The 13,517-nt window shown below is 60.5% G+C and carries 10 protein-coding genes; 9 read left to right on the forward strand and 1 reads right to left on the reverse strand.

Translation table 11 applies throughout. From position 1 onward, the window contains the following. Positions 1 to 56: 56 nt before the first annotated feature. The 6 genes from HMPREF2565_RS08770 (at position 57) to HMPREF2565_RS08795 (ending at position 6,415) form a co-directional block, all read left to right on the forward strand. Positions 57 to 1,235, forward strand: a complete 1,179-nt coding sequence (locus tag HMPREF2565_RS08770; protein WP_071407171.1) for a type III secretion system chaperone family protein — start codon at positions 57 to 59, stop codon at positions 1,233 to 1,235. A 125-nt stretch (positions 1,236 to 1,360) separates the two neighbouring features. Further along, positions 1,361 to 1,906 carry an orotate phosphoribosyltransferase gene (gene pyrE / locus HMPREF2565_RS08775; protein WP_010188690.1) on the forward strand — a complete coding sequence of 182 codons (546 nt, stop codon included), beginning with the start codon at positions 1,361 to 1,363 and terminating at the stop codon, positions 1,904 to 1,906. Continuing rightward, positions 1,893 to 2,573, forward strand: coding sequence for a TrmH family RNA methyltransferase (locus HMPREF2565_RS08780; protein WP_371441010.1), 681 nt, complete (start codon positions 1,893 to 1,895; stop codon positions 2,571 to 2,573). Before pyrE ends, HMPREF2565_RS08780 begins: the two co-directional genes overlap by 14 nt. Positions 2,574 to 2,636: 63 nt before the next feature. After that, positions 2,637 to 3,836, forward strand: coding sequence for a glycoside hydrolase family 76 protein (locus tag HMPREF2565_RS08785; RefSeq protein WP_070682384.1), 1,200 nt, complete (start codon positions 2,637 to 2,639; stop codon positions 3,834 to 3,836). 181 nt (positions 3,837 to 4,017) lie between these two features. Next, on the forward strand, positions 4,018 to 5,052 hold the full coding sequence (gene fbaA, locus HMPREF2565_RS08790) for a class II fructose-bisphosphate aldolase (protein WP_071407173.1): 1,035 nt from the start codon (positions 4,018 to 4,020) through the stop codon (positions 5,050 to 5,052). Between the two features lie 142 nt (positions 5,053 to 5,194). Next, positions 5,195 to 6,415 (forward strand): FUSC family protein, encoded by a 1,221-nt coding sequence (locus tag HMPREF2565_RS08795; RefSeq protein ID WP_071407174.1) that lies wholly within the window; start codon positions 5,195 to 5,197, stop codon positions 6,413 to 6,415. Positions 6,416 to 6,668: 253 nt separating this feature from the next. On the opposite strand, the gene HMPREF2565_RS08800 is transcribed toward HMPREF2565_RS08795, so the two are convergent. Then, positions 6,669 to 7,598 (reverse strand): hypothetical protein, encoded by a 930-nt coding sequence (locus HMPREF2565_RS08800; RefSeq protein ID WP_046647156.1) that lies wholly within the window; start codon positions 7,596 to 7,598, stop codon positions 6,669 to 6,671. Between the two features lie 195 nt (positions 7,599 to 7,793). On the opposite strand from HMPREF2565_RS08800, the gene HMPREF2565_RS08805 reads away from it, so the two are divergent. The 3 genes from HMPREF2565_RS08805 to HMPREF2565_RS08815 form a co-directional block, all read left to right on the forward strand. Continuing rightward, positions 7,794 to 8,882 carry a hypothetical protein gene (locus tag HMPREF2565_RS08805; RefSeq protein ID WP_046647157.1) on the forward strand — a complete coding sequence of 363 codons (1,089 nt, stop codon included), beginning with the start codon at positions 7,794 to 7,796 and terminating at the stop codon, positions 8,880 to 8,882. A 150-nt stretch (positions 8,883 to 9,032) separates the two neighbouring features. After that, positions 9,033 to 10,325 (forward strand): adenylosuccinate synthase, encoded by a 1,293-nt coding sequence (locus HMPREF2565_RS08810; protein ID WP_071407175.1) that lies wholly within the window; start codon positions 9,033 to 9,035, stop codon positions 10,323 to 10,325. Between the two features lie 600 nt (positions 10,326 to 10,925). Further along, a partial coding sequence (locus HMPREF2565_RS08815; protein ID WP_210385895.1) for a YPDG domain-containing protein occupies positions 10,926 to 13,517 on the forward strand: 2,592 nt, incomplete at its 3' end.

The following is a 13,517-nucleotide window of genomic DNA, read 5'->3' on the forward strand; positions in this document are numbered from 1 at the left end:
CGTGACCAGCGCGTCAGCGCGGATCGGGCGCGCCGGGCGATTAGAGTCGATCAGTGATGCCTTTCGTACTCTTATCCCTAGCCGCCGTCGCGCTCGTGGCTGGTCTCATCGTGCTCTGGCTGGACCAGCGCCAGCGCACCGCTCTCTCCGCCGGCGACCCCGCTGACAACGCCGCTGCCGATACGGCTGACAACGCGGCAGTCGACGCCAAGCCGGTTGCCTCCACCCCGGAGCCCGAGCTCACCGCAGAGCCGGAACCCGTTGCTGAGCCCAACGAGCCCGAGGAGCCTGAAGAACCCGAGGAACTCACCGCAGAGCCGAACGAACTCACTGAACCGCAGGCTGCATCGCGCAGCTTTGCGGAGCGTGCAGAGCGCGCCAAGTACTTCGTGCCGGGCAGCGCCCGCCGCGAGCGCAAGGCCTTTGGCCAGCAGCGCGGCTGGGAGTACGCCAAGCATGATTCTTACCTGGCCGATGAGTGGAGCCGCGGCGCGGCCGCCCGCGGCCAGGAGCCCAGGGACATCGTGGCCGGAAACTTCCGCGGCCACGAGACCCTGCTTTTCGATATGGGAACTATCCCGGTCATGGCCATGCGCACCGGCGCGGCCTCCGATATCGTGGTTGATTTCCGCCGGGCAGGGGAGACAGTGGACAACTCGTCCGAGGATCTGGTGTACGTGCGTGAGGAGGAAGGGTTTGAAGTCTTCGCCTCCGATGCCGGCGTGGGCCAGCGCCTCATCGATCCTCGCGTCAGCGCGGCGCTACACCGCCTACCCACCGCAGTGACCGCCGTGTGGATGGAAGGGGAGTGGGTTCTTGCCCAAACCACCAAACATGCCCGTAGCGCGGAGTGGGAGGAGTTGCTGGAACCGCTAGCCCTGCTGGCTAATGCCGCCCGCGTCCTTCCGCCGCGCTCTGAGGCGACACAGGTCCTGCGCGTCGATGAACTCGACCCGAGCCGCGACATCCCGCAGCCCCCGCAGCCCGAACCTACCGGGCCTACCGCTGTCCCGGACCGCGATGATTCCCTCGATGCGCCCACCATCCAGCGACCCACCGAACCGGTTGTCATGCCGAGCCGCAGCACCAGCGAGGCGCGCGGCACCATTGACCACTCCAGCCTGGGTGCGGATGAAGTGGATGCGATTGCCGATGGCCGCGAACACCCCACCCCGGAGGACAACCAGGCCCGCCTGCCGCGCCGTTTCGACGGCGGCTCGTCCATCTTCGACTAACAGCAACTCCCAACAGCCCTCGGTGTGCCAGCAACCCTGGATGTGGCGGCCACCCGCGGGGAAGAGGGTAAACTACAGAGCGGATTTTTAAAGACGAGAAAGTCACAGACTTTAAGGAGCGAGCGATGAGCCTGGATCAGCAGAAGAAGCAACGCCTAGCAGAGCTGGTGAAGGAGCTGGCCGTCGTCCACGGCAAGGTCACGCTGTCCTCCGGCAAGGAGGCCGACTACTACGTGGACCTGCGCCGCGCCACCCTGCAGCACGAAGCCTCGCGCCTCATCGGCTCGCTGCTCCGCGAGCTCACCGCCGACTGGGACTACGCCGCCGCCGGTGGCCTGACCATGGGCGCGGACCCAGTCGCGCTGTCCATCATGCACGCCGATGGCCGCGACATCGACGCCTTCGTTGTCCGCAAGGAAGCCAAGAAGCACGGCATGCAGCGCCAGATCGAAGGCTTCAACGTCGAAGGCCAGAAGGTGCTCGTTGTGGAGGACACCACCACGACCGGTAACTCCCCACTGACCGCCGTGAAGGCGCTGCGCAAGGCCGGCGCCGAGGTCGTCGGCGTGGCCACTGTGGTGGATCGCAACACCGACGCCGGCGCAGCCATCGCCGCCGAGGGCTTGGAATACCGTTACCTGCTGGGCCTCGAGGATCTTGACCTTGCCTAAACCCGAGGAAGAGGCGGAGGCTAAAGGTCCCACCGAATGGAATGAGGGCCGCCACGGCGTCGGCCCCTGGGAAGGCCCGCTGCCCGAAGGCCCAGAAGCGGAGAAATACGATCCTGAGCTTCTCGCGGAGGGGGACCGCCGCAATGTCGTCGACGCCTACCGCTACTGGACGCGCGAGGCGATCCGGGAGGATATCGACACCCGCCGACATGCCCTGCACATCGCCATCGAGAATTTCGAGAACGATGCCAACATCGGCACGGTGGTGCGCACCGCCAACGCCTTTGCCGTCGATACCGTCCACATCGTGGGTCGGCGCCGCTGGAACCGGCGCGGCGCCATGGTCACCGACAGGTACCAACACCTCATGCACCACGCAGACGTGAACGAACTGATGGCCTGGGCGGCCGACCAAGACCTGACCGTCGTGGCCATTGATAACACCCCCGGGTGTGTGCCCCTAGAAACCGCGGAGTTGCCCGAGCGCTGCTTGCTCCTCTTCGGGCAGGAAGGCCCGGGGGTTAGCCCGGAGGCCCAAGATGCAGCAGTGATGACGTGTTCCATCGCGCAATTTGGTTCTACTCGCTCCATCAACGCGGGCGTGGCCGCGGGCATTGCCATGCATGCATGGATTCGGCAGCATGCGGATTTATCAAAAGCTTGGTGAGATCCCGCGCACTGTGTTTACATCTAGGTAACGAATTCACATTGTGAGAATGATGAGACAAAAGTGTTAGAGAAATGGTCCCACCGCGCCGACCTTGCGGAAACAGCCATCAATGAGCGCCACGCGCAAGCCGTGTGGGGCTTGCCCCGAACCAACCTTGCCGTGGTGAGTTGGCCACCCACCACCAAGGAATCACTCTTCGTCCACTGGCATTACTGGTGGCAGGCACACTACCTAGACTGTCTTGTCGACGCTGCCCTGCGCAAGAACACCAAGGCGCGCCGCACCCTCATCGCTAACACCATCCGCGGCGTCCACGTGCGCAATCTCCAGCCACTGACGAAGAACCGTTACTACGACGACAAGGCCTGGATGGCCCTGGCCATCGCCCGCGCTGGCGAGCTTAAGAAGATGCGCCCCCACAAGAAGCTGAGCAGCCTGCAGCACAACATCCGCGATGGCATCGACTCACAGGTGGGCGTGCTGCCCTGGCGTGAGGGCGAGACCTTCCTCAACGTCCCCTCCAACGGGCCGGGCGCCATCATGCTGGCTCGCATGGGCCGGGTTGAGGAAGCTCGCCATATCGTGGACTGGATCTATGACCATCTCATCGATGACGATGGCTTCGTCATGGATGGCATCCGCATGCGCATGGATGGCCGCGAGGTCGTCCGCGCCATCCACCCCTACTGCCAGGGCGTGGTGCTCGGCGCCTGCCTGGAAATCGTGCTGGCTCTGCGGGAGAAGACCGGCCTGCGCTCCGTGGAGGACATCGACTCTGTCCACGAGGCCGAACTCGCCGCAGACATGATGGACTACACGACCCGCATCCGCGGCCTGGTCCAAGCGGTGGCCACGGGCATGGCAACGTACACGGGCGTCATCGATTGGCAGACTGGCGACGGCGACGGCGGCCTGTTCAAGGGCATCCTTGCCCGCTACCTCGCGGACGTAGCGGTGCGCTTGCCGGGCGATTCACCGGCCAACCGCGCAACCAAGAAGCTGGCTGCTCGCCTCGTGACGGCCTCGGCGGAATCCGTGTGGGAACACCGCCTGGAGGTGGATGGTTTGCCCATCTTCGGCTCCGATTGGACCGCAGATGCGAAGCTGCCTCATAACTACGGTTTCGGCCCCTCATCACTGAGCCAGAAGATGGGCATTATCCGCGTGGCTGAGCGCGACTTGTCCGTTCAGTTGTCCGGTTGGATGTTGTTGGAGGCCTGCACACGGATTGTGAAGTACAAGTCAGAATCCAAGAAATAGCAGAGTTTCCCCAGGTGATCGGGGGATTCCTGCCCATGCGGAGCGGTGTTTAAGTGAGGTCACATCGCATCTCGCGGCGGAAAACCACAACTACAGGCATACTTGGATGTTGGAACGTGTTGTTTCGCTGGACGTGGGACGGCACGGCTTACTGCACAGCAACTCCAAAGGATGGAATTTCATGCCTATTGCAACCCCTGAGGTTTATAACCAGATGCTGGATACCGCCAAGAAGGGCGGCTTCGCATTCCCGGCAATTAACTGCACCTCCTCCGAAACCATCAACGCCGCACTCCGCGGCTTCGCCGAGGCTGAGTCCGACGGCATCATCCAGTTCTCCACCGGCGGCGCCGAGTTCGGTTCCGGCCTATCCGTGAAGAACAAGGTTGCCGGCGCCAAGGCACTGGCTGCCTTCGCTCATGAGGCTGCTAAGCACTACGGCATTAACGTTGCGTTGCACACTGACCACTGCCAGAAGGAAGTTCTGGATGAGTACGTGCGCCCGCTGATCGCCTTCTCCCAGGAGCGCGTTGACCGCGGCGAGCTGCCGCTCTTCCAGTCCCACATGTGGGATGGCTCCGCTATCCCGATCGACGAGAACCTCGTGATCGCCCAGGAGCTCCTCGAGAAGGCCCACAACGCCAACATCATCCTCGAGGTTGAGATTGGCGTCGTCGGCGGCGAAGAGGATGGCGTTGAGGCTAAGGCCGGCGCTAACCTCTACACCTCCCCGGAGGACTTTGAGAAGACCGTCGATGCCCTCGGCACCGGTGAGAAGGGCCGCTACCTGCTGGCCGCTACCTTCGGCAACGTCCACGGCGTGTACAAGCCGGGCAACGTGAAGCTGCGCCCCGAGGTCCTCGACGAGGGCCAGAAGGTTGCTGTCAAGAAGCTCGGCCTGGAGGAAGGCTCCCAGCCCTTCGACTTCGTCTTCCACGGTGGCTCCGGCTCCGAGAAGGAGAAGATCGAGGAGGCACTGCGCTACGGCGTCATCAAGATGAACGTTGACACCGATACCCAGTACGCCTTCACCAACCCGGTCGCTCGCCACATGTTCGCTAACTACGACGGCGTCTTCAAGATCGACGGCGAGGTTGGTAACAAGAAGGTCTACGACCCGCGCTCCTACCTCAAGAAGGCTGAGCAGGGCATGGCTGACCGCGTAGTTGAGGCCTGCCAGGACCTGCACTCCGTGGGCAAGACCGTGTCCAAGTAAACCCACTCCAGCCGGATGCCGCCGCTGAGCATCCACCGGCGCTAAGCGGCGGCACACCATCCCGACAAGCCACCCCCTTGACATCAAAGGGGTGGCTTTGTTCGTTCAAACCCGCCGCCAGAACGCGTAAAATACCGGAGTCATGGAAGCGCAAGAGTCATCGTCGAGTTCGTCGAGTACCGTCAAGCGTGTTCGCAAGACCACCCGCGAGCAGCTGCGGTTGGTGGATAAGTCCCTCAAGGCGCGCCTCACACGCATCCGCAACCGGCTCGTGTTCATGCTTCAGTGCACGATAGGCGCGGGCTTGGCCTTCTATGTTGCGCACGATTTCTTCGGCCATGCGCAGCCCTTCTTTGCTCCGATGGCCGTCATCATCATCCTTGGACTATCGGGCAGGGACCGCCTCAAGCGCGCCGTAGACATGTCCCTCGGCGGTGTTGTGGGAGTCTTGGTGGGCACGCTGCTTGTCGACGCCCTCGGGACCGGCCCCATCCACATGACCATCATCATCGGGTTGGCCCTGATTATCGGTTCTTTCTTCACTAGTTCGCAGCTGGTGAGCAACCAAATCGTCATTGCCGCCATCCTTATCGCCACCATTCTTCCCCCGGAAGAAATGGGCGGCATCTCCCGTGCCATTGACGCCATCATCGGCGCGGTCATTGGCCTCACGATGATCGTGCTGATTCCCTCCTCGCCCCTGCGGGCGGGCCGCTCGGAAGTCTCGAAAGTCTTGGGCATTACCTCCCTGGTCCTCTCCGACGTGGCCAAGGGGCTCGAAGAAAACGATCCTGAGACCATCACGGAAGCACGCGACGCGGTGCGCGGCACGCAGGATGACATCAACAACATGCTCAACGCCACCAAGGGCGGTGCGGAAACCGCACGCCTGTCACCGTTCCTGTGGAGCTCACAGCGCACGGTTCGCTCCTTGGAACGCATCCTCACGCCCGTCGACAACGTGGTCCGCGGCACCCGCGTGCTCTCTCGCCGAGCACTCGTTCTCGCCGAGGACGGCGACCAAGCCACGCCCGAGCAGGTCGAGATCATCGATGAACTCGCTGAAATCACGATGGAGCTATCCGATCTCTACACCCACCAAACAGCGCGCGAGCGCCGTGTGGATGAGGCGCATGCCATCCCGGAGATAGTCAAACGCCTACGCCAGCTGGGTGCGCGCTGCTCGATGGACGTTGCCGGCGAGGAGGCAGTCCTCTCCGCTTATGCCGTGCTCGCCCAGACGCGCTCCATCATCGTGGACCTTCTCATGGTGTGTGGCATGTCGCGGGAGTCGGCAGTTGCACAGCTGGTGCCCACCTCCAAGCACCCGGCCTACCCGCCGGAGGTCTGGGAAGAGGACTAGGTCTAAAAGGCCAAGCCTCAACTGTACGAAACTTGGGGGATGTGTGCTTCTGGCCAGCTACGCAGGGAATGCGAGGAGTGGTAGAGTCTTCCGCATACCGCCTAGGTGCACGGCAAAGTGCGCATGCGGTGAGGATTCGGTTTCGAGCCTAGTGCCCCTAAAGGTAATGCTGGCCGAATCCTCTTGTCGTTCTGGCCTAAAGATGTTCTGGCCTAAAGAGTCAGGCTAGGGTAACAAGCAGGTCTTTTGATGACTAGGGCCGCACGATCTGTAGGTCCCGCAGGTGGCGGTAGAAGGTCACGCGCTTGACCGGACGCTTGGCGCGGACTCCATCGACGCTGACGCTGAGCGACGGCCCTCCTGCCTGCACCGCCCGGCCCTGCACGACGCTGGCCGGGTCGAGTTGTCCAGGCTGTGCAGGCTTGCGCAGGCGGGCGAACAGCCCACGGCGCGGTGCAGTCTCGGCCTCAAAGCTCGTCACCGCCTTTGCCGCCACGATGCCCGGCGCATCCGTCATTGGTACGAGCTTTGCCCCGAAGACATCCTTCTCACGATCTGCGCGCAGCAGCACGGCATCGTCGACGATGATCTCCCCGGTGATCTCCTCATTCGACCATTCCGCAATCGTTGCCGAGCCCGCCACGGCGAGGCCCGCGTCATTGCGGATGAGCGGCACCGGCTTGACGGGCGCGGTCATGGCAAAGGAGAGCGCCTCCTCCATCACTGCTCCCTGGTTGCCGGGACCCTGGCGACCTTGGCCGGCTTCGCTCGATTTCAGGCCCCAATTCATCGCCGCCGTGGAGTGCTCCCCGGTGGGGACATACCCAACCTCGGCCCACAGGTAATCCGCGCGCATCATCCGGGTCAGCACCGCGCTGAGTGCGGCATCGCTGCCAATAACCACGATGCGCAAAGGCTCGCGCAAGTACTGCTTTTGGGGTGCTGGCCCCGGCTCACCGAGGTGGCTCACGTCCGGTTGCGCGGCAATCTCATCCAGCGATGGAGTGGGGTCTTCCGGCAGTATGTCCCTGGCCAGCGCATCAATAGCCTTCAGCTCCTGCCGGCTGGGGATCGAGGCGACGCGGAAGTGCTCAACGCGGATTCCGCTCTGTTGAGCCTTAGCGAGGGAATCGGCGTGGGCCTCAGTGAGATGGCCGCCGCAGTCTACAAGCGCACAGATCATACAAGAAGCATAGGAGCGTGAAGAGAGGTTCGCGAAAAAGGAGCGTCAGCGCCGCTCAACCAACGGCGCTTCCAGAGATTAAGTAGTGCACGTCACATCTGCTAGGTAGGCTCCATTACAACGCTTAACTCCAAAGCAACTCTCAACTTCTTAACACTTAACTTTTTCTTTGTCTGATAGCTGGAGGTATTCACCGTGTCCACCCGTATGGCAACCCTTGCGCTTGTATCCGCCGCTGGACTGTTGGTGAGTTCGTGCAGTTTCGGTGGGGGTTCACAGACGGAAGCCGAGGAACCCGCCTTCACCGAGGCCGCCGCCGCGTCCGTGACTAGTTCTACGAAGGCCAGCGCGACGACATCGTCGACACCGAGCAGCACTTCCTCCTCAAGTGCGAACGCCAACTGTGACGAGAAGAAAGACCTCGAGGACACCGAAATCAGCAAGGTCCTAGAGAATGAAGAAGCCTACGTGAAAGGCTCCACCGAGAAATTTGAGGACCTCACCATCGGCGAAGACGAGTATGACCCCTGCATGTTCCTCAGCTACGTGGTGTTGGAGGGCAAGTTCGATGGCGAACCCGTGAAGGTTCCCGTCTTCTTCGTCAACGGCAGGGTCTACGACGAGGATGCCCTGTACATCACGTCCTCCTCATTTGAGGTCACTGAGGATGGAGAGGGTTACACCTATGAGTCCAAGACTGAAGGAGACATTGTCGGCGTCGAAGGAAAGGTGTACAAGCGCCCAGGCACTGAGGCACCTTCGATGGAGAACTCCTTCGACGGTGTGAACTCGGATATCTTCTTTATCGACGTGAAATCGGAGCCCACCGACTCTGCAGACCTAGCTGAGGATGAGGAAGACCTCCGCGGCGAAACGCTGTTCGATATTTCTGCCGATGGCTGGAACTTGGTGTGCGGTATCGATGCGAATGAAAAGTCCATTGACTGCGCACATGGCGATGGCGGAGCCTGGGTCATCAAGAGCGATAAGACCAACCTGCCGGAAGATATGGAATTCGATGTGGTGAGCCTCCTACCGCTGGAGGGTGAAACCAGGTACAGCCAGGGTGGTGTTGACAACCTCCCAACTGACGGCAAGAAGATCGATAGCAACGGTCTCTACCGAATCGGCATCGATGACATTGAAGCTCAAATCGCTGTCGTTGACGATGGGATCATTATCAGCACCCCAAACAATTCGAGGCTGATGTTCACCAATGACACCATCTTCATCGAAGAGAAAGACAAGGGCGACGGTGCCAACTCAAACACCGAAATCGCGTAGTTGGGCTTGAACGAGGTTCGGGACGAACCTCTCCACGAAGGTGCCGGCGCATCAATTCCTGACGAGCTTGTCACAAACTCACCGCTGCACCGCTATGGCGGGTAAAGTAGGTGCGTATTTGACTTCAATAAATAGGAAGTGACACCAAACATGGCAGCGATCGTCATCGTCGGCGCCCAGTGGGGCGATGAAGGCAAGGGCAAGGCTACCGACATCCTCGGCGGCAAAGTCGATTACGTAGTGAAGCCCAACGGCGGTAACAATGCCGGCCACACCGTCGTGGTCGGCGGCGAGAAGTACGAGCTGAAGCTCCTTCCCGCCGGCATTCTTTCTGAAAACGCCACCCCGGTCCTGGGCAACGGCGTGGTGATTAACCTGGAGGCCCTCTTCGATGAAATCGATGGCCTCGAAGCCCGTGGCGCTAACGCTTCGCGCTTGAAGATTTCCGCCAACGCACACCTCGTGGCGCCCTACCACCAGACCCTGGACCGCGTGCAGGAGCGCTTCTTGGGCAAGCGCGCCATCGGAACGACCGGCCGCGGCATCGGCCCCGCCTATGCCGACAAGGTCGCCCGCATCGGTATCCGCGTGCAGGACATCTTCGATGAATCCATCCTGCGCCAGAAGGTCGAGTCCGCCCTGGACATCAAGAACCAGATGTTGGTGAAGATGTACAACCGCAAGGCCATCGAACCGGAGCAGGTTGTGGAGTACTTCCTAAGCTACCGCGAGCGCCTGCGCCCGATGGTTATTGAGGCCGAATTAGAGCTGAACCAGGCACTGGATGAAGGCAAGCACGTTCTCATGGAGGGTGGCCAGGCCACCATGTTGGACGTTGACCACGGCACCTACCCGTTTGTGACGTCCTCGAACCCGACTGCCGGCGGCGCCGCTGTGGGCTCCGGCATTGGCCCGACGCGCATTACTACCTTCCTGGGCATCATCAAGGCCTACACCACCCGCGTCGGTGCGGGGCCGTTCCCCACGGAGCTTTTCGACAAGTGGGGCGAGTACCTACAGACCACCGGCGGCGAAATCGGCGTCAACACCGGCCGCAAGCGCCGCTGCGGTTGGTATGACTCCGTCATTGCCCGCTATGCCACCCGCGTCAACGGTTTCACGGATTACTTCCTGACCAAGCTGGATGTTCTCACCGGTATTGGTGAGATCCCCATCTGCGTGGCTTACGACGTTGACGGCAAGCGTTACGACGAGATGCCGCTGACCCAGTCCGAGTTCCACCACGCCGAGCCCATCTTTGAAACCATGCCGGCCTGGGACGAGGACATCACCGACTGCCAGACTTTTGAGGAGCTTCCGCAGAAGGCACAGGATTACGTCCTGCGCTTGGAGGAACTCTCCGGCTGCCGCATCTCCTACATTGGTGTCGGCCCCGGCCGCGACCAGACCATCGTGCGCCACGACGTCATGCAAGACCAGTAAGGCGCAGGCCGGTCCGAGATAAACCAACCTTAGGAACCGTCTAGCAGCGACGGCGGCCCGTAGAAACAGCGCAACAACCACCGCCCCGTTTCTCCCACAGCATCGTGGACACAATTGTCGAAATACACGTTGTGGGGAGAGCGGGGCGGTTTGTGTGTCTGTGGCTACATTTGTGTGTTCAATACGCCCTGCTTGGCGACGCCTCCCGCAGCCCCACCTGACACAGCCCTGTATAAAACACCCCCGTTAGGAGTGCATTCCTGGGGCAAATGTTGCCAAAGTGACGACGTGAGCTATTTAACAACCTCATCCGCGTGTCGCAATCATGTCAAAAAGAGCAGGTCAAACATATGCTTCGTGTTGTTAGTGGCAAAAAGTTTGCATTCATAAAATTTTCAGGAATCCGTACGGTTTCTTTAATTCGTGCACGGAGTTAACATTAGGGACGAGTTTGTTCATAGATCCTTGGAACCTCTGACCTTCGTCCAAGGTGGCAGAAATGAGCTGCTCTCGGTTGCGTAAGCCGGTTTTACCCCTTGCGCGGTCACGCACCCCTAGCGTGATCACTTCTTTCAAGTCTTAAGGAAAGGGCTTCTTGGTATGAACAAGAAGGAAATCAAGCGTACTGCTGTACGCCGTCGCGGCACTACCATTGCTGCCGCGGCGCTCTCTATTGCTATGGTGGGCCCCTTCGTCCACGCAGTAACTCCAGCATCCCCGTTCGCTGCGGTTGCCAATGCACAGGACAACCAGCCGGCTGCTGAGGCTCCGGCAGCTGGTGGTGATAAGGATAAGGCCATCTACTCGCCAGGCCAGGCTGATCAGAAGGGCACCATCTCCGGTTCCGTGAAGGAGATTGTTGAGGCCAAGGTTGGTTTCGGTAATGTCCAGGATTCCGGTAAGGCGCTGAAGGGCGTCAAGATCTACGCCCAGTGGTACGAGGGTGAAAACACTCAGCACTCCTCGCCGGTGTACTACACCGAGTCTGATGCCAACGGTAACTTCACCATCAAGATGGGGCCGTACACCGATGCTCTCGGTAAGACCCGTCACTTTGATGCGGATGCATCTGCCGGCCTGACCACTGGTGATGAACGGGGCAAGCGCGATCAAAAGCGCGAGAAGATCCGTGTCTGGACGGAGCTTCCGGAGAACATGACGGATAAGTACCGTCTGGTGCACCAGCCGGCGGCTGGTATCTTCCCGGGCATCGGCGCAAACACGACGCCGACCACTCAGGGCGATGCTAAATGGGGTGGCAACAAGATCACCGGCATGACCATCCAGTACGCCCAGAAGGACAAACTGCCGCAGCATCTCCCAGAGAATAAATGGGCGGAAAGCACCGGCACTGGTGGTAACGAAGGTACCTACGCGGGTCGAGCTTTCTGGAACCTTGACGTTCTGCAGGGCGCTTTGAACCACAACACCGTGAGCGCCTTTGGCGGTAAGGACGTTCCTGCCGCTGGCATGAAGGTTGTTGGCTCCTACCTCACCGATGACGCGGTGAACAAGATTGAGGCGTACGCGAAGGATAACTTCGCGGGCAAGACGCTGCGCGGCAAGGGCTGGACCCCTGCTGATGAAGCTGGTTTGCAGAAGTGGATCAATGAGCAGGTGGCAGCGAATCCAGAAGGCTGGATCGCCGAGACAGTCACGACCACCACTGGTGCTAATGGTCGTTTCGCGCTGAAGTGGAAGGGCATTTACGGCAACTCCCACAACAGCCGTGGAATTGTTCCGGCAGATAAGGCCGGGAAGCTCGCAGGTTCCCCCGGTGAGGGACGTTGGACTAACGGTGCCTTGGATTCCAAGCACGTCAATATGCACTGGAGCTACGTCAGCATTCTCGGCAAGGATGGCAAGCCGCTGCCTGACAACATCGGTGCACTGTACCCTTGGGCTCTTGGCCAGTGGGCTGGCCCGGGCTTCGGTGCTGACTTGAATGCTGGTGCTAATGCGCAGCTCTTCGGTGGTGACGGCGCACTCATCGGTAACACCACTGACAGCTACACCGGCTGGAACATCGCGCTTGCTCCGCAGGCTTTGAAGTTCGATGTGGTCGACAAGAACACTTCGGACAACTGGGCCGCGCTCGGTGACAAGGTTCAGACTGATACTGCCGGTCTGCCGATTGCGGACAACCTGAACTACTACATCGAGTGGGTCGACAAGAACGGCAAGGTCGTTAAGACCTGCGAAACCGCTAAGGCCGACTCCGCAACTAAGATCCCGAGCTGTGAGCTCGAGGTTCCAGCGGACGCTCAGACCGGTGACACGTTCACCGCTCGCCTGAAGGTCACCCCTAACAACCCGGACCCGAAGAACGACCTGGTTCTGGCGATGGATGCCTTCGCTGTCGCTCGCGACTACCTCGAGTACGAGCCAGTTGATGCCAAGGCCGATGAAAAGGCTACCTCTGAGCCGAAGTTCGACAACCCAGAAACCGAGCCTGAGGAAACCAAGCCGGAAAAGGCAAAGTTCGAGCTCGGCAAGCTGCCTGAGGGCGTCACTGAGGACCAGGTCGAGGTTGACCCTGCGACCGGTGCTGTGACCTTCACCCCGACCGCTGCCCAGGTTGGCAAAACGTTCGACTTCCCAGTCGTGATGCGTGACGAGGCTCTGCAGGTCCCGGTTCTCGATGAGAACGGCGACCCTGTCAAGGACGAAGAGGGTAACGCGAAGACTCAGGGCCGCATCGTTGCTCGCGCTGACGCAACCTTCAACCTTGCGGATGCCACCGCAAACACCGTTGAGCCGAAGTACGAAGACAAGCTGGTTGTTCCTGGTGAGGAAACCAAGTCGTCCCCGACCTTCACTGACAAGGACGGTAAGGATGTAGAGGTTCCTGCGGACTCGAAGTTCACCATCTCGGAGGACTTCAAGGCTCCTGAGGGCTACGAGGTCAATATCGACAAGAACACTGGTGAGATCACGGTGACTGTCGACGGCGACGAGCTCGACAAGGACACCGTTGAGGAGTTCGATGTTCCGGTTACGGTGACTTACCCGGATGGCAGCACCGACAAGACCGATGCTAACTTCAAGCTGGATACCGATAACGACGGTAAGCCTGACACCGAGGACGAGGATGACGATAACGACGGCATCCCGGATGAGGAAGACAGCAACCCGAAGGTACCGAACCAGAACACCGAGTTCGAGCCTGGTTATGAGGATGGTTCGGGTAAG

This window comes from Corynebacterium sp. HMSC072A04 (genome assembly GCF_001809235.1).
Classification (GTDB): domain Bacteria; phylum Actinomycetota; class Actinomycetes; order Mycobacteriales; family Mycobacteriaceae; genus Corynebacterium; species Corynebacterium hiratae.

Coding starts and splice junctions, on each gene's coding strand:
- HMPREF2565_RS08770 (WP_071407171.1), top strand. CDS start 57: ATGCCTTTCGTACTCTTATCCCTAGCCGCCGTCGCGCTCGTGGCTGGT.
- pyrE (WP_010188690.1), top strand. CDS start 1,361: ATGAGCCTGGATCAGCAGAAGAAGCAACGCCTAGCAGAGCTGGTGAAG.
- fbaA (WP_071407173.1), top strand. CDS start 4,018: ATGCCTATTGCAACCCCTGAGGTTTATAACCAGATGCTGGATACCGCC.
- HMPREF2565_RS08795 (WP_071407174.1), top strand. CDS start 5,195: ATGGAAGCGCAAGAGTCATCGTCGAGTTCGTCGAGTACCGTCAAGCGT.
- HMPREF2565_RS08800 (WP_046647156.1), bottom strand. CDS start 7,598: ATGATCTGTGCGCTTGTAGACTGCGGCGGCCATCTCACTGAGGCCCAC.
- HMPREF2565_RS08810 (WP_071407175.1), top strand. CDS start 9,033: ATGGCAGCGATCGTCATCGTCGGCGCCCAGTGGGGCGATGAAGGCAAG.